The organism is Nannocystis punicea (assembly GCF_026965555.1).
Taxonomy (GTDB): Bacteria; Myxococcota_A; Polyangia; order Nannocystales; family Nannocystaceae; genus Nannocystis; species Nannocystis punicea.
The window spans coordinates 3,211,678-3,231,363 of record NZ_CP114040.1 but is presented as its reverse complement, the minus strand read 5'-3'; the positions used below and the strand labels follow the sequence as shown (position 1 = coordinate 3,231,363).

The window sequence follows — 19,686 nt, the reverse complement described above, 5'->3', positions numbered from 1 at the left end:
TTCAAGACATGTTCGAATCGCCATGCCTCATCGAGCATGTCCTTCGACACATCCTCACCCGACCGTCGGCACCACCTCGACGGCCTGCCCGTTCTCGAGCGTGTCGGGCGGCTGCAGCACCACCTCGTCGCCGGCGGCGACGCCCTCGAGCACCTCGATCTCCTTGCCGAGGTCGCGGCCGAGCTTCACGGGCACCAGGGTCACCGCCCCCTCCGCCACCTTCGCCACCAGCGTCCCTTCCTTGCGCACCACCAGCGCGCTCGCGGGGATCGTCGGCACCGGGCGGGCGCGGGGCACCTGCAGGCGCACGTACACGAACGAGCCCGGCAGCACCGCCTCGTCCCCGGGCACCTCGATCTCGACGCGGAGCGTGCGCGTCGTCGTCTCGAGCACCCCGCTCGTGCGCGTGACCACGCCCTTCACCACGCGCGACGGGTCGCGCGGCGAGTAGAGCTCGGCCTGGTTGCCGACCTTCACGTCGGCCGCGTGGCTGTCGGGCACGTCGACCAGCACCCGCAGCGTCGACACGTCGGCGATCTCGAACATCGGCCCGCTGCCGGAGCGAGCCGGGCCGACCAGCGCCCCGGAGTCGACCAGGCGGCGCGTCACCACCCCGTCGAACGGCGCCACGATCTGCTGGTACTCGCGCAGCGCCTGCAGCCGCTTGAGGTCGGCCTTGCGCGTCGCCACCAGCGCGTCGGCCGAGTTGGCCACCGCCAGCGCGTCGTCGGCCTCCTGCCGCGACACCGCCCCGCTGCCCGCCAGGCTGCGCGTGCGATCGGACGTCGCCTGGTGGATCCCCACGTTCGCGCGCGCCTCCGCCAGGCGCGCGCGCGCCAGCCGGATCTCCTCGTCCGTCTCCGGCGCCTCGATCTCCGCCAGCACCTGGCCCGCCTTCACCGCGTCGCCGAGCTCGACCAGGTAGCGGCGCACGAACCCGGTCGACTTGCTGTAGAGCGCCGACTGACGGATCGGCGTCGAGCTGGCCGGCAGCGTCAGCTGGTGGGCCTCGTCGCCCGCGCGGACCGCCGCCGTGCGCACGCGCTTCGGCCCGGTCGCCTGCGCCAGCGTCCGCGCCCGCGCGTCGCGCTGCTCGAGCCGGGGGCCCACGCCGATCACCACCGCGCCGGCCAGCACCGCCGCGATCATCGCCATCATCGCCCACCCTGGCCTGCCGGACTGCATCGTCGTCATACGCTCTCCTTCGCGTGTGCATCGCCGGGTAGGGCGAGATCGGGGTCGACCGCCGGCGGGTGCCAGCGCCGCGCCAGCACGCTGTAGACCACCGGCACGAAGCCGAGGGTCGCCAGAGTCGCCCCGGCCAGGCCGCCCATCACCGCGCGGCCGAGGGCCGCGTTCTGCTCGCCGCCCTCGCCGAGCCCGAGCGACATCGGCAGCATGCCGATGAACATCGCCGCCGCAGTCATCAGCACCGGGCGCAGGCGCACGCTGCCGGCGGTCAGCGCCGCCTCGGCGGCGGACATGCCCTGCGGCCGCAGCTCGTTGGCGAACGACACCACCAGGATCGAGTTGGCCGTGGCCACGCCGATGCTCATCACTGCGCCCATCAGCGACGGGATGCTGAAGGTCGTGCCGGTGGCGAACAGCGTGAACACGATGCCGACGGCCGCGCCGGGCAGCGCCATCAGGATGATGAACGGCAGCTTCCACGACTGGAAGTTGATCACCATCAACGCGTAGACCAGCAGCGCCGCGAACCCGAGGCCGACGCCGAGCCTGGCGAAGCCGACCTGCATGCTCTCGGCCTGGCCGCGCACCGCGATCGTCGCCCCGGGCGGCAGCGCCTCGCGGTGCTTCTGCACGATCGCCTCGATCTGGGCCACCGCCGAGCCGAGGTCCGAGTCCTGCACGTCCGCGCGCACGTTGTAGGTCGGCTGCACGTTCATGTGGCTGACGAACACCGGCGTGGTCGCGCGGCGGAAGTCGGCCACGTCCATCAGCAGCTTCTGCTCGCCGGCCGCCGTCGGCAGCGACAGCCCCTGCAGCGCCGCCAGCGAGTCGACCCGGTGCTCCGGCACCTGGATCGCCACCGGATAGGCGAAGCTCGACTTCGGGTCGGTCCAGAACGTCGGGCTCACCTGCGTCGACGACGACACCATCAGCAGCAGGTTGGCCGCCACGTCGCGCTCGCTGAGCCCGGCCTCGTGCGCGCGCTGGCGGTCGACCTCGACGTGCAGCCGCGGCGCCGCCACGATCTGGTGCAGGTGCACGTCGACCACCCCGGGCACCGCGCGCAGCTCGGCCTCGAGCGAGCGGGCCGCCTTCAGGGTCGCGTCGCGCTGCGCCCCCGACACCTGCACGTCGATCGGCGACGGCAGGCCGAAGTTGAGGATCTGCGTGACGATGTCGGCCGGCTGGAAGTAAAACGACAGCTCGGGGAACTCGCGCGGCAGCTGCTCGCGCAGCGCGCGGACGATGTCGGCGGTCGCCAGCTCGCGGTCGTGGGCCAGAGTCAGCAGGATCTCGCCGTCGGACGAGCCGACGTTGCTGCTGTCGGTGATCGCCAGCGTATAGCCGCTGGGCATGCCGATGAAGTCGAGGATGCTCTCGCGCTGGTCGGCCGGCACCAGCTCGCGGATCCGGTCCTCGACCCGCGAGAACCACCGCTCGGTCTCCTCGATCCGCGTCCCCGGCGGCGCGGTCACGTGCAGGCGCACCTGCCCGGCGTCGACCTGCGGGAAGAAGTCGCGGCCGACGAACGGCGCCAGCGCCACGGTCGCCGCCACCACCATTGCGAACAGCGTCGCCACCGTGCGCGGGCGGGCCAGCGCCCACGCCAGCAGGCCCACGTAGCGGGCCCGCACGCGCTCGAAGCCGGCCTCGAAGCCGCGGTGGATCCGCGCGAACAGGCCGCGCGACGGCGCGGCCGTGTGGTGCTCCGCGAGCAGGTAGCGGGCCAGCGTCGGCACCAGCGTGCGCGACAGCAGGTACGACCCCATCACCGCGAACGCCACCGCCATGCCCATCGGCAGGAAGATGAAGCGGGCCGGCCCCTCGAGGAACACCACCGACACGAACACGATGCTGATGCACAGCGACGCCACGAACGCCGGCACCGCGATCTGCTGCGCCCCGTCGAGGATCGCCCGCGTCAGGCCCTTGCCCATCGCCAGGTTGCGGTGGATGTTCTCGATCTCGACCGTCGCGTCGTCGACCAGGATCCCGACCGCCAGCGCCAGCCCGCCGAGCGTCATCACGTTGATGGTCGCTCCCAGGGCGCGCAGGCACAGCAGCGCGATGATCACCGCCAGCGGGATGTTGATGGCCACCAGCACCGTCGCGCGCACGCTGCCGAGGAACAGCAGGATCATCGCCGCCGTCAGCACCATCGCGATCACGCCCTCGACCAGCAGGCCGTCGATCGCGCGCGTCACGAACGTCGACTGGTCGGACAGCAGCTCGACCTCGAGGCCCTCCGGCGCGGCCGCGCGGATCACCGGCACCAGCGCCTTCACGCGGTCGGCGACCTCGGTGGTCGACGCGTCGCCGGTCTTCATCACGCTGAGGACCACCGAGCGCCGCCCGTCGCGGCGGGCGATGTTGGTCTGGATCGCGTAGCCGTCGTGCACGTGGGCGACGTCGCGGACGAACAGCTGGCGCCCGGCCGCGCCCGTCAGCGGGATCTCGTTGAGCGCCGCGATCGCCTCCGGGCTGCTGTTGAGGCTGATGCGGTACTCGCGTTCGGCGATCTTGGCTGCGCCTGTCGGAAGGGTCAGGTTCTGGGCCGCGATCGTCTGGCTGACCTCGGCCGGCGACACCCCGTGCGCGCGCAGGGCCGCGGGGTCGAGGTCGACGGTGATCTGGCGCTGCTTGCCCCCGGCGGGCAGCGGGAAGCGGGTCCCGCGGACCACGCTCAGCATCGTCCGCACGCGCTGATTGACGTGGTCGTAGATCTCGGCCTCCGACAGCGTGTCGCTCGAGAACGCCAGCTGCAGGATCGGCACGCTCGACGCCGTGTAGCGGAGGATGATCGGCGGCACGATGCCCGGCGGCATGCGGCGCACGATCGTCTGCGAGGCCGCGGTCGCCTGCGCCATCGCCGAGGCGACGTCCGCGTCGGGCTGCAAGAACAGCCGGATCACCGACACCCCGTCGAAGCTGTCGCTCTGGATGCTCTGGATGTCGGCCACGTTGCCGGCCAGCGACTGCTCGCTGAACAGCGTGACCTGCTGCTCGATCTGCTGCGCCGGCAGCCCGGTGTACGTCCACACCACGCTGATCACCGGGATGTCGACGTCCGGCAGCACGTCGGTGGGCGTCTGCCGGACCACCCAGATGCCCGACAGCAGCAGCATCAAGGCCATCACCACGAACGTGTACGGGCGGCGCAGCGCGAGTCGGACGATCCACATGGGCGGTTACCGAGCTGTCGAGGAGGTCGTGGGAGATGACTGTTTAGTCAAGTTCGAGGGCGCGAAAACGCGCGGAGCAGCCGGACAGGGCCGCTCACGCGCCGGGCTTCGGCGGCCCGGCCATGCCCAGCGCCAGCCAGGCGGTCTGGGGCAGCTGGCGCAGCAATTCGAGGTCGTCGTGGACACGGGCCTGGGCCAGCGCGCCCGTCACGTAGGCGAACAGGCCCTTCGCGGCCGCCACCGGGTCCCCGGACGGCAGGGCGCCCTCGGCCTGGGCGTCGCGCACCGCCGACTCGATGTAGCGGCGCAGCGCCAGGCTGATCTCCTGCGCCTTGGCCGCCACCGCCGTGGGCCGCTGCACGCACTCGCTGCCGACCGCGTGGTGGAAGCAGCCGAGGACCCGCCCGTACTGCCCGCGGACCTCACCCTGGCGCTCGCCGATGTGGGTAAAGTACCGCTGCAGCCGCTCCAGCGGCGCGCGCGAGGCCGAAAACACGTCGTCGAGGACCGGCCGGCGGCTGCTCCAGTGGGTGTCGAGAGCCGCCACCACCAGGTCGTCCTTGCTGGCGAAGAAGTGGTAGAAGCTGCCCTTGCGCACCTGCGCGCGCTCGCAAATGGCGTCGACGCTGACCGCCCCGTAGCTGGACGTCCAGATCAAGTCGATGGCCGCCTGAATCAGGCGGTCGCGCGCGTCGCCCCGGCTCACGGGCTCGGTTCTACTTGACCGATCGTCTCGGCGCAACAGCGCACATCCCGCGGTGGGGCCCGCTCGCTGCATCGCCAGACGTCCTCTCGCGCGCACCCGCGAGCGCCGGCCTGTTCGAGCCCGCTCGCTACGTCGCCAGACGTCCTGCCGCGCGCGCACTCGAGAGCGCGCGCCGCTGACATGTCCTTCGGGACATCTTCTCACGCCCGCGCTCGGTTACCCTGGCCGCCATGCAACTTCGATGAATGGCCGCACCGCTCGCGCTCCGCGCCCGCTCAGGCACAGGGCCGAGAGCGCGCCGACACAGCCCGCCCGCGGCTTGAAATCGCCGAGGGCACGGCCGACACTGGGGTCGATGGTGCACAACAGACTACCCATCATCGTCGCCCTGACAGGGCCCGCGTGCTTCTATACCCCGGCGGGGAGCCAATCTGCGACGGAGGGCGATGGGCCCGACCCCGGTTCCCTGGTCGAGCCGGGCGACCCCGGCAGCGGCGACGTCACCTTTGAAATTCGCGCCGACACCGATCGCCACCCGATCTCGCCGTGGATCTACGGCACCAATCAATACGAAGACCTCGCCACCACCAACCGCGGCCTCGCCCTGGTGCGCGCGGGCGGCAATCGCATGACCGCGTACAACTGGGAGAATAACGCCAGCAACGCCGGCGCCGATTATCAGCACCAGAACGACGACTACCTCGCCTCGCAGCTCGGCGTCGACGGCGACATCCCCGGCGAGGTCGTGCGGGCCGTCGCCGCCGACGTGCTCGACGCCGGCGCCGACCTGCTCGTGACCGTCCCGATCTGCGGCTATGTGGCCGCCGACAAGGACGGCGGCGGCGACGTCGACCAGACCCCCAATTACCTCGAGACGCGCTTCCACCCGACCATCGCCCGCAAGGACGCCGCCTTCGACAGCGAGCCCGACCTGAACGACGACGCCGTCTACCAGGACGAGTTCGTCGCCTGGCTGCAGGCCCAATTCCCCGACGCCTTCCACGGCGAGCGCGCGCGCCTCCTGTTCTCCCTCGACAACGAGCCCGACCTCTGGTCGTCCACGCACGAGCGGATCCACCCCGACCCGGTCGGTTACGCCGAGCTCGTCGACAAGAACACCGAGTTCGCCGGCGCCATCAAGGACGTCGCCGCCAACGCGATCGTCGCCGGCTTCGTCTCCTACGGCTACAGCGGCTACACCACCCTGCAGAACGCCCCCGACGCCCAGGGCGAGTTCATCTCCTATTATTTGCAGGCGATGGCCGAGGCCGAGGCGCAGGCGGGCAAGCGCCTCGTCGACGTCCTCGACCTCCACTGGTACACCGAGGTCTACGCCAACGGCCAGCGGATCACCGGCGACGACAATTCGCCGGCCTCGGTCGAGGCGCGCGTGCAGGCCCCGCGCTCGCTGTGGGACGACAGCTTCCAGGAGGACACCTGGATCGCCAACGACGTCGTGCAGGGCCCGGTGCGCCTGATCCCGTGGCTCAAGGAGCGCATCGACGAGCACTACCCCGGCACCGGCCTCGGCTTCACCGAGTACAACTACGGCGGCGGCGGCCACATCTCCGGCGCCATCGCCCAGGCCGACGTGCTCGGCATCTTCGGCCGCGAGGGCGTGACCCTGGCGGCCTACTGGGCCCTGTCCGAGCAGACATCCATGATCTGGGCCGCCCTCCGCGCCTTCACCAGCTACGACGGCCAGGGCAGCAAGTTCGGCGACACCTCGATCCATGCGGTCACCTCCGACGTCGCCGCCACCAGCGTCTACGCCAGCACCGACGTCGCCGACCCCGCGCGCACCGTCATCGTCGCCATCAACAAGACCGGCGGCCCCCTGACCGCCGCCGTGACCCTCGCCGCCTACGCCGACTACTCGAGCGTCGCCGTCTGGCAGCTCACCGGCCCCGAGCCCGAGCTGGTCTCCGGACCAGCGCTCACCCCCGCCGCCACCAACGCCTTCCGCTACGAGATGCCGGCCTACAGCGTCAGCGTGCTCGTCCCGCAGTGAGGCGCTTGCGCGACGGCTGCGGCCGACCGGCGCGGCGCGTCCAACCAGCCCGATCCCGCCGGAACGGGACACGACCAGATCCGGGCTCGGGACGAGCACGAGGCTCTGGCTCGTGCAGCGCCTCGTGCTCCTGAGATGAGGCCGCCTCCGTGCGGCCTCGTCGGGCCCTGTACGCCCAGGAGAGCCCATGGGCGAAATCGTGATCGCATCGCCGCGCATTCGCCAGGTGAAGTAGCTTCAGACATCGCCGAGGGGTCAGTTCCGAGCCGCAGGTCGCAGGACCGGCGATGCGCCCATCGGCGCTGTCGAACATCGGGCGCTGCGGATGTCGTTGCCGCCGCGCATCCAGCTGGCGCCCCGTTCAGCAGTCGCGCGTTGGCCCGGGTCTTGGCTCAGCGGCTCGCAGCGCCGGGTGCTCCGGCCGCGCTTGCAACGGCCGACGACAGGCTCCGCGGCGACGCCCGAGCGAGCGCCAACCTGCGGATTGAGGCATGATGGGAGTTACTCATGTGGACCTGGACCCGCGCCGTGCTGTCGTCTCTGCTCCTGCTCGAGCCCTGCGGCGGGCATCCCGGCGCGCCCAGCGGGGCGGCGCACGGGGGCGCTGCGGCCGCTCCCGGACGCGAGAGCCCGCCCGAAATATCCACTGCGCGAAGCTCGGACTGCGCGGGCCTGACCCGCGCCCAGTGCATGGCCTCGACCGAATGCACCCTCGAGCGAGCGACGGTGGGTCCGTCCCGGGAGTATCGCTGCCGGAAGGCCGAGCTCCCCTGCGAGCAAGGCATTGATCAGGCCGAGCTCGAGGTGCCGGACAGCGCCGCGCGCCGCACATGTGAAGCTCGCCCAGGCTGTAAGGTTGTTCCTGGCGCCTGCTATTGTGATTGCCGTGGCAAGGGGCAAACCGCCGTGCCCGACGGGCCCGAAGCGAGAGATTGCGCCTGTGAATGTGGCGGAGGTACGCCCCCGAGATGTGGTCAATGAGCGAACCACTCTCCCGTGCCAGGAGCCATGCACATCGCTGCTTCTCGCTAAGGACTCGGACCTCGAAGTCGCTCCGCGGAGCCGGACGCTGAGCGTCCCGCACGCGCCGGGACTCAGCGTGCGAGACTTCGCGCGCAGAATCGCCTGCCCGACAAAGGCCTGGTGGTCGAGCAACTTCATTGGCTTCATTCACGTTGAGCCGATACCCGCCGGGTCGCGTTCGAGTACGCCGACCAGGAATGTGATCAGTCCGCCTTGTCGCGGCGAACGAATACGCCGGAAGTCGCGGCCCGTATGGGCTACGAACGATACGGGGGCCACCCGCAGGTGGCCCAACGGTGCGGCCGCGTGCTTGATAGCCGGGCGGATGCCGCTCAATAAAACCAGGCGCTCACGGCATACGCGACCGCGGGCGCGATCCCCGCCCCCATCTTGAACCCCAGCGCGGGGCGCATGGCGCCTTGTCGGGGTCGTCGGCGAGGGAGCCACGCCGTGGGCGGCCTCGGCATGTTGGGCGCACACGCGGGCGAACGGGCGCGCACGCGGCCGGCGCCGGCGGCGCCGGGCCCGTTGGTTGACGCCCCGCGCCTCGTCCTCCCCACCGAAGATCTTGAACTCGAAGTCGGCCTCCGAGGTCGCGGGGCGCCTTCTTCCGGATGACGTGCGCTCCCGACTTGATCGAATTTCCTGGTTGAGGCACTGCACTGGTGATGCGCGAACCTGGCAGCGAAAGGCTCCTTGTCGAATTCCTGGGCAGGAATGCGCCTAACCCGCACTGGGTTCACGGGCTCCTCCTCCGGGTCTTGGGGGACCATAGCCTGGGCCCTGAGCTGCCCACGCCGACAGGAAGCGCGATGGACTACGCCGCGCTCGTGGTCCCCGCGCTCGTCCGGAGAGGGCTCGTCGATCCGCCGCTGCTCGATGCCCTCGAACGAGCCCTCCCGCACGAGTCGAGCGCAGTCAACGATATCCGCCGCGCCCTGAAGCTCCCGATGCATATCGAAATGCCGGTCGGGTTCGATATGCTCACCGACAATTGGATCTACCAAGACATCGCGGAGCTCTTCTCGCAGGGCCCCGCGAGAAGACGTGTGGGGGCTGGTCGCCGTCGGTCAGGAAGAATTGAAGTGGAGCACCGCAGGTTGGTGTGGCATCGCGCTCGAATCGTTGCTTACCGTGCTCGGAGCGATCGTGTTGCGCGATCGCATGCTGGTCGAGCAAAAACACGTCGAGGCGTGGACCGGCGAGTCCTCGCCGGTCCTCGGGCTCCACGCTCGAGGGATCTTGTGTCCGATTCCGGAGCCTGACGGCCTGCCGCAGGTTCGCTCGCGGTACTACAAAGAGATCTTTCATGTCCCTGCACTTCAGCGCTGGCACAAGGAGAACATCGCTGCGATGAGAGCGAACGGGGAAGCCGCGAGCGCCTACGGATCGCAGGTCCTGTGGGGCTCCGTCGGCTATCTCGCCCGTAGCGCCGTGTTGAACGTCACCTATGTGGGTCATCCTGTACGGCGCCGCTTTCTCGCCCAGAGCGGGCTCGTGAGGCCGGACGGGGATGCCGTAGCGAGGACCTTCGCCATGATCGACGCGGTCCGCGGGCGCTACCTGGCGGCGCTGGAGGACACGGCGACGCGGCTCCTGCGCTTCGTCGTGCCCCCGCTGCTCGTCGAGATCATCGAAAACGCCAGGACCCCCGAGGACCTCGTACTCGCGGCGCTTCAAATGCGCGAGGAGTACCGCCCGTTGCGGCGATGGCTCGGGCAGTTTCAAAGGGCGCTCGACCTCGGCAACCGCGAATATGTCCTCGAGTGCGAGTCGATGCTCGCCGGCGTGAAAAAGACCAGTGAGACCTTCGGTTCTCAGCGGCACGAGATCGCCTCTCGGACCATCCACACGGAAGCCGGGTTGCATCGGCCGGCAGCGATCATCTTGGAGCGTCTCGCCCGGACCCCCGCCGGAGACGCCGCCATCGACCGTCTGCTCGGCATGTTCGGTATCTCGGGAACAATCCTCGAGACACCTGTCCTCACCCATCTTCGGACAGAAGTGATGGAGAGTTGAAAGGGGTGGTTCCGTGGACTCGAGCCCGATCGCGGAGATCCTACCGGGCGTCTTCCTGCTCGCAGACTTCGCCGCCGACGGCGTCGCCAGGCCGCGCGACGACACCCTGGAGCAGCTCGCGGCGCGACTCGCGGGTGCGGGCTGGCGGGATGCGCCGCGGTTTCTGGTGGCGAACGACGATCCGGCGCTCGTCGCGGTTCGTCGGGCGGACGACGAGCGTGGGCGGCCGCTCCCCTGGCTGCCCCATGAGCCATGGCGACACATCATTCCGGTGCGGAGCCGGACCCATCTGTTCGTCATGCAGGGGATCGTCGACCTCGGAGAGCCTGCGACGGGCTTCTTCGACAAGATCCGGCGATCAGCGGCGAGCGTCACCGATTTTAGAGGACGGATTCGCTCGGCCGAGGAGATTGTCGAGCTCGCGGTCCACGGGCCGCTGGAGCAGCGCTCCGTCTACTCGCGAGGGAGCACGAACTCCTGGATCGTCGAGCGCGTCCTCGCGGCGCGCCGGCTGCTGGTCCTTGGCCGTCCCGGCTCGGGCAAGTCGATGCTCCTGCGCAAGCTGCACCACGACCTGGTGGCGGGCGAGCAACGCTGGTACGGGCCGGCCGTTCGTCTCGACGCTCGACGGGTGCGCGAAGGCGCCGACTTGTACTCGGCGATCGGGGCTCCGCTCGCGGACGTCGGCCGCGACGAGGTGGTCGGCGCGCTCACGACCCCTGGCCTGCGAGGGTCGGTGTGGCTGCTCGTCGACGGACTCGACGAACTCGGCGCTCTCGCGCGAGAAGAACTGCTGACGCAGCTGCGCGCTTGGCCGGGTCCGGTGGTAGCGACGACCCGTCATCTGGCGAACACGCCATCGGACTTCGCAGCCTGCGAGGTCGACGATCTCGACCGTCGTCACGTCGATGCGTTGCTGAAGCTGGAGGGCCGGGAGGAGCTCATCCCGCCCCGCGAGACGCAGTGGCCGCGCTCGGTAGGGCACGAGATCATGCCGTGGACGGTGATGCAGACAGACCTTTGTCGCACGCCGCTCGGGGTCGGTTTACTCGCGCTCCCCGGAACCCGGCCGACGGACGCGCGCGCCCGGCTGTTGCGCAACGCCATCCATCATATGCTTCACGCCGCCGAGCAGAGCGGACGGATCTCGCCCTCGGTCCGCCGCTGGTGCGAGCGCAAGGGACTGCCGATGCTCGGTGCGCTGGCCTGGCGCATGCTCCTCCGCGGCCGCACGACCCTCACGAGCGAGGACCTCGGAGCGCTCGAGCGCTCCGGCCAGCTCGGCGACGAGGAGGCGGACAACCTGCACGCGTTGCTCGAGGCCGGGAGTTTCGTGCAACGCGTCGGCCCGGACGCGTGGGAATTCACGCACAAGAGCTTCGTCGAGTTCTGCGCCGCGCACTATCTGGCGGACGGGTCAGAACAGCCAGTGCCGCTCGCCCTGCTGGCCCGCCTGCCGGACCCCGGCGTGCAGGAGGTATTGCTACACCTGAGCGCGCTCCGCCGGGACGTCTCCGACGTGCTTGGCCATCTGCTCAGCCACCCAGAGCAACCGCTGACGGCCGCCTCTCTCGCTGTCAGGATTTTGCTCGAGCGCGAGCCAGGGTCCGTGCCGATCGACCTCATCGTGCGAGCGCTGAGCCGGCGATTGAGGCTACTGACCTGTCTGCCAGGACATGTTCTTCCCGGCCGCGTGCATGTCGAAGACGACGTGCGCGCGGCCATCCTGCGGCACGCTGTCGGGCTTCGGCGCGAGCGTGCGCGGCTGTACGCCGCCAGTCACCCCGACATCCAGGCGTGGATCGCCGGCGAGGACGTGTTCGAGGTGCCGCGGTACACCGACCGCGACATTCACCGCAGTGCGATGGCCTCGTGGGCGGAGTTCCTGTTCCGCCACCTTGAGCCCGAGCTCTCGGCGCCGCAGCTCCTTCGCCTCACCGACGGTCTGGAGCTGCTCGGAGAGCGCGAGCGCGGTCCCTGGGCCGAGGAACTGCAGCCGCTGCTGACGCGTGAGGGGCCACTGGCCGAGCGAGCCCGGGTCGCGTGGCTGCACGGTGCCCCCTTGCATCGAGCGCTCGAGCGGCTCGCCGATCTGGATGAGCACAGGGCCGGTGCCGACGTCATTCTGCTCGCTGTCCGCCGCCACGGTAGTCCTGAGCAGCGGAAGGAAGCGCTGCTGCGTCACCAGTTGAGCGCGCTCTCATTCTCCTACCGGGCACCGGGCGACTCCCCGACATCCGTCTCGATCCACGGCCGCCTACGCGGCCTGTCGTCAGAGCACTGGCTCAGCCTGTGGGAGTGGGCGTGGACGGCGGGCCTGCTCGGTGCGGCGTACGTCGCCTCCGAGGAGGTTCAGCATCTGTACGCGAGCTTCCTCCACGACGCCTGCGGTCCGGCCCGGTGGCGGGCCATTCTCTCGCGCTCGAACGTGGACGCGAAGGGCGCGGAGACGGCGAACATCCTGTGCGCAGCGCTCGGTGATCCGTTCCTGCCGGTGCGTGTCGAAGCCTGGCGGCGCATCATCGACGGCGGCATCCAGGCGCCAAAGGAGCGCCTGTTGTCCTCGCTCTGCTCGCTCGAGGAGAGCGAGCGGCGACTGGCATGGGAGTACTTCACCATCGATACGCCGGACCTCCCACTCGACCTGTGGCTGGCCATCCTTTCGACCACGCCCGCACGACCCTCGGACGACGAGCGTCCGCCGGTGCCGTCGCTGCCCGCGCACGACGCCGCCGTGCAGGCGCACAGCGAGCGGGCATATCGGGCGCTCGTGCGTCGGGCGGGAGAGGCTGTCGTGACGGACCCGCAGGTCCAGGCGCTGCTGGCGGCGCTCGAGCGCGAGTCCGTGGCGGCAGCCGCCCGCGTGGTGCTCGACGAGATCGGCGACGCTCGCATGCTGCCGGTCGTCGCGGACGTGCTCGTCAGCGGCTCTGTGGTCCAGCGCCGCTGGGCGGCCGCGCGCTTGCCTTTCATCGCGTGGCGGCAAGAGGACAGGGCGCTGGCGTGGATGACCCGCGCGGCCGTCGATCCCGATCCCGAGGTTGCCCAGCTCGCCGCGCGATACCTCGCGCGTCGGCGTCACAATGACGATTTATCCCGTCCGCGCGCCCCCACGAAGGTGCGTGCCATCGCACCCGACGTCGCCGATGTCGCCATGACATTCGTGGCTGATGCTGCAGCGCCGGGCGATGAGCTCGTCGACCCGATCACTCCAAAGGAGCTCGGCGAGTACACACACTTCGACGCGCTTTGGGAGGTCCTCGGGCGGGCAACGCTCCGCTGGCAGAACTTCCAGGACATGCCGGGGTTCGCCACCGAGGAGGGCCCAGAGTACATCCACGAGCTCGCTGGCCAGGCGGCGGCAGAGAACGCCGAGCTACGCCGGGCTGCGATCGCCGCGATCAGGCGGCTGTATCGGCCGGACGTACACCGGAGCACGGTGATCGCCGATCTGAGGCACCCGCTGCGTGGATACTGGGCCCTCCACTTGCTCGCGGACGAGCCCCGCGCGCCGGATCTGCTCGCCGGCTTCTCGTACGGCGAGCTCGCTTGCATTCGGGCCGCGCGGCTGCTCCTCGGCACCGATCTAGCGAGCGAGGCCGCGGACCGCCTGGCCGCCGCCCTTCGCGCCGGCCTCTTCACGCCCCCGAAGCCGCCCGAGCGGCCCTATGAGCGGCCGGTCGCGCCGGTGTGGCCCGGCCTGCTCGGCGCCCTCGGAGGCCTCGAGAGCTTGCTCCGACTGATCCGCAGCGACGCGCCCGAGTGGGTTGTAAAGCACGCCTTGTCGTTCGTCGAGGCGCACCGGGGGAACCTTCTGAAGTCGGCGACGGTGGCCGAGCGCCAGCGGGCCGCCATTTGGGCGCGCGGGATGGAGGATGCAGATCCTGAGCGGACGACGACCGCACTGCACCTGCTCAGTGTCGTCGGCGACGCGGACGATGCCAGGCGCTGGGGTGCGCGATGGATGCAGGCTCTTCCGGACGGATCCGTCGCCTGCGCCGCACTCGAGCTGATCGGTCGGCTCGGGGACGCGAAGAGCTTGCCGTTGCTGCGACACATCGCGGAGACCACAGAGGGCGACAACATCCTCGTCGCGGCGCTCTCCGCGGCGGCCGAACTCGGCGGCCCTCAAGAAGCGGATTGGATGTACTCGTTGCTCCACTGCCCGCCTCCCGCTGCGAGAGCTCTGCAGGCGCGTGCGGATGCCTGGGAGCAGTCCGATCGGCGGTACGACCAGCGGCGACAGGCCGCCTGGGCGGCCGGAAGATCCGGTCTCGAAGCTGTGGACGACGCCGACCGGCCACCTTTTCCGCGGCCCTTCCCGCACGACCTCGAGCGCTGGCGAGGACCGTGCTATCGAATGGTCGTGCGCCACGGGGATCGGGCGCAGGCCCGTGTGATCGCGCGGATGCTGCTCGGCGATCGAGGGGCGATCCGCCTGTTCGCGCGCCACGGCCGGCACCCCGAGCACGCGTTGCTGGTGTTCGGCGCACTTCTGCACGCGCCGCAGGACAGCGTGGTCCCGTGGCAAATCACTGGCGGCGGCGATGAGATCTACAGCGACGACACCGACGTCGAGGTTCGACAGATGGTTCTCGGCTTCGCCGGTACGGTCGATAAGGAGCAGGTCCGTCGCGCGTTCCTCGAAGCGGCCTTCTGGGACGAGTCCATCGAATATCACGCGACCGAGCTGCTCGGTGAGCTCGGCGGGCCGCGGCCTGAGGACGTGCCGACGCTTCTGCGCCGCCTCGACGACGATCCGACGAGCGTGCTGGCGCTGGCTCTGCTCTCGGCCGTCGGAATCGGCGAGGCAGAGGTCGTCCCATGCTGGCGCCGCCATGCGGTCGCGTGCTGGGCCGACGAGGACACGCCGACAGTCGGCGGCGACCGGTGGTCGCGCGTGCGTGGCCTCGCCGAGCTTGTGCGGGATCAGTTCCTGACTGACCAGGAGGCGCTCCGACCCTTCGTGCTGCGCGAGTTCGGCGCCGAGGTCTCGGCGGAGCTACCAGGGGCTGCTGCGACGTTCAGGGCGGTCTGCGACGAACTGGTCGCTGCACTCGAGCGAAGGGGGAACCTCGAGCTGCTGGAGGTCGCCTTGATCCGCAGGGAGCCGGCGGAAGCTGTGGCGATGCAGCTCCTGCGGCGAACGAGGCCCCCGGCGTGATAAGGCCCCCGACACGGCGCTCGTGGTCCCCGCGAACACATATCCGCCCCGAGTCGACGCGGCCGGTGCTCCGGCGGATGCCGTCGTTGACGTTCTCGAGCGCGTCGGCGGTGGAGAGCGTCCGTTCGTCAGTTCAACCGGCTGACGAGTGAGGGAGGCAATGCGAACAGCTGCTCGTGCCAGGGAGCAGACCAGACCTCGCGGAAGTCACCGACATACAGGGCCGGGAGCCGCTGCGAGGCGGAGTCGCCCCGCGACGGGTTCCAGTCGCCCTCGTCGTTGGAAGCCACGATGAAGGACTCGACACAGCCGAAGGGCTCGACGAACGTCCGATACGAGTGCACATGGCGGAACACTCGCTTCAGGGCCCGCCGGTAGCGGCGGTGATCCTCGCAGCGCAGGATCGACAGCTCGGCGAGCTGCGCCGCGAAGACGCCGCCCGGGGAGAGGCAGCGCGCCGCCAAGCGGAACGCCTCCTCTGTGTACATGTGGTCTGCCGCCGAGTCGAAGAAGGGGTTGCACTCTTCGCTGCCGGGATCGCAGAGGTCGTAGAGGATCACATCCACCTGATCGCCGCGATCGGCCATGTCCCGCAGGACCTCCCCGGCGTCGTGGTGGATGATCTCGAGCCGCGGATCGTGCTGGCAGCCCGACCAGAACGAGGGGATGAGCTCCTGCGTCCGCTCGACGACGGTGCGCGAGATGTCGACGAGGCGCACCGACCCGGTGTCGCGGAAACGGAGCGCCTCGCGCGCCGTCGCGCCGTCGCCACCGCCGACCACGAGCCAGCGACGGCGCGAGCGCGCGGACAGAGCCGCGGGGAAGACCAGCGCCGTCGTGTAGAGCGCGTCCACGGCCTCGGTGAGCTGCACCGTGCCGTCGATCACGAGTCCACGGCCGAGCTCCTCAAAATCTCCGATCTGGATGCGTGCGCTCATGCCACCGAGTGACGGAAAGTGCTCCTCGCCGTCGAAGAGCCAGGGTCCCCTCAACTTGAGGAGGAGGGTGCGGCCGGGACCGACCATCTCGGTGTGTACGTGAGGCCATGGTCTCATCGCAATGTCTCCTATTCTATCGTGTCGATTCGCCACGCCCGCCATGCGAGCCCCCGCTCACCGCATTCAGCAGGTTGTGGCACGCGGAATCGCCTCCCGAAGGAGGACGACGTCGAGCGTCGCGCGGCCGCGCGGATGAAGGTCGGCGACGACCTCCACCCCGAGCGCCCTCATGAGGTGAGCTCCGACGCTTCGCCGCGGACAAAGCGCGCCCAGGCCGCCCGGTGCGGCGGCAGCGATACCAGCGTCGGCCAGCGCGACTGCTCGGGCGGCACCAGGGAGACGCCGTAGAACGCCTTGAAGCCGCGCTTGATCACGCCCGGGCCGACGATCACGCGCTCCGACGCGGGGATCAGGCCCCAAAGGCACAGGCCCGCCCGCTCCGCGGCGATCTGGGCCCTTCGATGACTTAACGTGGCCCGGGTGACGACCGCCTCGGCTCCGATCGCACGGGCGAGCAGCACAGACAACCGGATGATCTGGGCGCTACATCGCTGGTGCCGATCCTGTGGATCGATGTCGCCTGGCCCGATGCGCAGGGTGTGAGCCTGGCTATCGTAAAAGGAGTAGGGGACCCCGACGAGCTCGCCATCGCGTTCGACGGTGAAGACGTGCCAAGGTCGCCCGGCGATCCGCTGATCCTCGCCGGCGAGGGCGACCTCCTCGTAGAAGGAAGCGCTCGTCAACTCGGCCGCGACGTCGCAGCAAGAGGAGCGGAACATCGAGATCACCCGCGGGATGTCTTCTCTCCGCAGCTGGCGCACGGAGCAGCCGGGAGGCAGATCGATCTCGCGGGCGAGGACGGCCACGTCCGGCCAGGTATCAACCGGACGAGCGGCGACGAGGGCGGCGACGGAGGGACCGATCGGCGGGAGCGCGGCCGGCGGACAGGCGCCGAATTGCACGGAGGCCGCCGCCTCGAGAGACTCGACCATGCCGAAGAGGGCCGCCGTGCGCGGCAACAGGTCCGCGGGATCGGGCCATAACAGCTCCTCGGGCGGCAGCAGGACCTTCAGGAAGACTCCCTCGGGGACGTACTTCGTCACGCCGCCCGCGAACCTTCGCACTTCGCAGTCGGGAATGATGGCATAGAGGTGGCGACCCTCTCGCTCCAGGCTCGCGCCCTGAGGCAGATTGTCGAGCTCGGCGAAGCCGTAGACGACGTGCGCTCCGGCAGCCCGGGCGAGGATCTCGTCCGCCCGGATCAAGGCGCGCCCGAGGCCACACCCGCGCTTCCGCGGCGACACGGCCGACAGCAGCCCGATGAGCGCGTGCTCGGCGGCATCGTACTCGAGCACGAGAATTCCGACGAGCTCCTCCCCCTGGCGCAGCAGGGCGACGCGGACGGGTCGCGCCTCGAGGTCGTCGTCCTCGCCCACGAAGGAGGCATGCTCCTCGTAGAAGGCGGCGGTGACGAGGCGCCGCTCTTCGCCGATGGCGATGTCGGGGTGCCAGTCGGTGAGCGCTGCGAGGATCGCCGGCAGATCGGCGCGGGCGAGCCCCCGGAAAGCGATTCCGTCGGGGAGCGGTAACCCTTGGAGCATCGGTTCGATCGAGGCTGAGAGGCGGCGCACGGTGTCCTTCGCTCGGGCTCGGCGACCATCCCATTAGCCACGTGGACAGAGGGCCGTCAACGCTGTTCTTCGCGCCCTCGGGCGGAATAACCCGTGGTCGAGCTCGCCCCGGTCATGATCGACCTCCGGTTGGAGCTTCAAGGACTCTGCGCGGGTCGACGGCGCGCGCGTCGACACTGCCGGCGGCGATTACCCGACACCATGCAATGGTGAATGCGCGGGCGGTCGCCGCTTCATCGCCATGGAGCTCGCCGAAGCAAGGCGCTGTCGAAGGTGCGCGAAGACGGACCACGCGACATCTCGCCCAACGACTGCATCCGCGAGGACGGCCTGTTCACGGCCGCGGTCGGTGATTCGCAGCGCCCCCTCACCGCCCGCAGCAGGCCGTCCAGCAGCACGAGCCGTCGTCCTGCCCGCAGTTCTGCCCCCCGTTCGTCCACCCGCAGTCGCAGTTGTCCATCTCTTCCTGCGAGCAGCTGCCGCCGCCGCCCTTGCAGGGCGCGATGTCGTTCAGGGGGCCGCGGTCGATGCCGGAGATCGCCACCAGCTGCGGCGGGCACGGCACCTCTTGATAATGCAGGTTCGGGTTGTCGGCCGCCTCGTACCATTGCACGTACCACTCGCAGCCGGCGGCCAGCTCGGCCAGGCCCGGCTCGTCGAACACCGCCGCGCAGCGGCCGAGGACGCACTGCTTGATCTGCTCGTGGTCGCCGCCCTGCTGCTGGCAGAACGTCATGAACCCGCCGTAGGTCGCCCCGAGCTCGGAGGTGTTCACGTTCCACTGGTACGAGCAGGCGTCGAACAGCCCGACCCCGCCGCCGGGCGTCAGGATGTCGAATTGCCCGCCGCCGACGTCGTGGCCGATATTGGTCGCCTGCACGATCATCGCCTTGTCCGCCAGCGCCACCGACCCCGGGTCCTGCGCGTTGTAATGGCCGGTCCCGTCGAAGTCGAGCTGATAGCAGCGCCCGCAGATGTCGCCCATCGCCGGCACCGCCGCGAAGCCGTAGGCCAGAGTGTCCGACACCGCCCACGGCGCCCCACTGTAGCACGTGAAGGCGCTGTTCTCCGCCGGCGCCTGGCACGAGCTCGCCACGTCGTACGCCGCGCCCAGGCTGTTGTCGCCCTTGTCGCAGCTCTGCAGCGGCTCGGTCGCGGGGTTGACGTTGCCTTGCCAGCCGCAGTGGGCCTTGCAGCAATCCCAGTAGCGCGTCGCGTAGCCCTGACAGGCCGTGTCGTCGAGGGGCGGCGGATCGCCGGCCGTCGTCGCGTCGCTGGTGCCCGGGCCCGTCGCCGACGTCGCCTCGCTCGTGTCCGCCTCGGTCGTCGTCCCGGGATTCGTCGTCCCGGGATTCGTCGTACCAGGATTCGTCGTACCCGGATTCGTCGTCACCCCGTCGGTCGTCGTCGCCTGTCCCGTCGTCGGCCCGTCCGGTCCCGCGGTGCTCGCCGCTCCGCTGACCTCGCTCGCGCTGCCGGGCATCTCGCCGCCCGTCGCTGCGGCCGTGGAGGCGGCCGTGGTCTCGCCGCCGCCCTGGCACGCCGCCAGCAATCCCGAGAGCAGCACCCACGCGTGGATCGTTCGAGCAGACACGCCGTGATTGTCGGTCAACCCGCGATCACGGTCCACCCCGGCCCGCGGTTCCATCGAGGATGACGTGGACGTCACGCGAGGCGATCCACCTGCGAGCCCTCGCCACGCCAGGACCCTCCCGGGCGCTCGCCGCCCGAATGGTGATTCACGGCTCCCAGCGCCCTGTC

The 19,686-nt window shown here is 70.0% G+C and carries 9 protein-coding genes; 3 read left to right on the top strand and 6 right to left on the bottom strand.

Annotated elements, in window-relative coordinates:
- Positions 1-54: 54 nt before the first annotated feature.
- The 3 genes from O0S08_RS12295 to O0S08_RS12285 all read right to left on the bottom strand — a co-directional run bounded on the left by O0S08_RS12295 (position 55) and on the right by O0S08_RS12285 (position 5,079).
- Positions 55-1,194, bottom strand: coding sequence for an efflux RND transporter periplasmic adaptor subunit (locus tag O0S08_RS12295; protein ID WP_269039284.1), 1,140 nt, complete (start codon positions 1,192-1,194; stop codon positions 55-57).
- Complete coding sequence (locus O0S08_RS12290; RefSeq protein WP_269039283.1) at positions 1,191-4,373, bottom strand: efflux RND transporter permease subunit; 3,183 nt, start codon at positions 4,371-4,373, stop codon at positions 1,191-1,193. The genes O0S08_RS12295 and O0S08_RS12290 overlap by 4 nt, the downstream gene beginning before the upstream one ends.
- Positions 4,374-4,467: 94 nt before the next feature.
- A complete protein-coding gene (locus O0S08_RS12285; protein WP_269039282.1) occupies positions 4,468-5,079 on the bottom strand; it encodes a TetR/AcrR family transcriptional regulator in 612 nt (203 codons plus the stop codon).
- Positions 5,080-5,434: 355 nt separating this feature from the next.
- On the opposite strand from O0S08_RS12285, the gene O0S08_RS12280 reads away from it, so the two are divergent.
- The 3 genes from O0S08_RS12280 to O0S08_RS12270 all read left to right on the top strand — a co-directional run bounded on the left by O0S08_RS12280 (position 5,435) and on the right by O0S08_RS12270 (position 15,296).
- The gene (locus O0S08_RS12280; protein ID WP_269039281.1) at positions 5,435-7,090 is read left to right on the top strand and encodes a glycoside hydrolase family 44 protein; all 1,656 of its coding nucleotides are present in this window, start codon (positions 5,435-5,437) and stop codon (positions 7,088-7,090) included.
- Positions 7,091-9,160: 2,070 nt separating this feature from the next.
- Complete coding sequence (locus O0S08_RS12275) at positions 9,161-10,132, top strand: hypothetical protein (RefSeq protein ID WP_269039280.1); 972 nt, start codon at positions 9,161-9,163, stop codon at positions 10,130-10,132.
- Between the two features lie 13 nt (positions 10,133-10,145).
- The gene (locus tag O0S08_RS12270; RefSeq protein WP_269039279.1) at positions 10,146-15,296 is read left to right on the top strand and encodes a P-loop NTPase family protein; all 5,151 of its coding nucleotides are present in this window, start codon (positions 10,146-10,148) and stop codon (positions 15,294-15,296) included.
- A 128-nt stretch (positions 15,297-15,424) separates the two neighbouring features.
- Here the strand turns inward: O0S08_RS12270 and O0S08_RS12265 are convergent, their stop codons facing one another.
- The 3 genes from O0S08_RS12265 to O0S08_RS12255 all read right to left on the bottom strand — a co-directional run bounded on the left by O0S08_RS12265 (position 15,425) and on the right by O0S08_RS12255 (position 19,519).
- Entirely contained in the window at positions 15,425-16,321 is an 897-nt protein-coding gene (locus O0S08_RS12265) for a spermidine synthase (RefSeq protein WP_269039278.1), read from the bottom strand.
- Between the two features lie 200 nt (positions 16,322-16,521).
- Positions 16,522-17,925, bottom strand: a complete 1,404-nt coding sequence (locus O0S08_RS12260) for a GNAT family N-acetyltransferase (protein WP_269039277.1) — start codon at positions 17,923-17,925, stop codon at positions 16,522-16,524.
- A gap of 367 nt (positions 17,926-18,292) precedes the next feature.
- Entirely contained in the window at positions 18,293-19,519 is a 1,227-nt protein-coding gene (locus O0S08_RS12255) for a hypothetical protein (RefSeq protein WP_269039276.1), read from the bottom strand.
- Positions 19,520-19,686 lie beyond the last annotated feature (167 nt).

What these genes read in the sequence shown, in the direction of transcription:
- O0S08_RS12280 (WP_269039281.1), top strand. Translation starts at nt 5,435, where the DNA reads ATGGTGCACAACAGACTACCCATCATCGTCGCCCTGACAGGGCCCGCG.
- O0S08_RS12295 (WP_269039284.1), bottom strand. Translation starts at nt 1,194, where the DNA reads ATGACGACGATGCAGTCCGGCAGGCCAGGGTGGGCGATGATGGCGATG.
- O0S08_RS12265 (WP_269039278.1), bottom strand. Translation starts at nt 16,321, where the DNA reads ATGGTCGGTCCCGGCCGCACCCTCCTCCTCAAGTTGAGGGGACCCTGG.
- O0S08_RS12290 (WP_269039283.1), bottom strand. Translation starts at nt 4,373, where the DNA reads ATGTGGATCGTCCGACTCGCGCTGCGCCGCCCGTACACGTTCGTGGTG.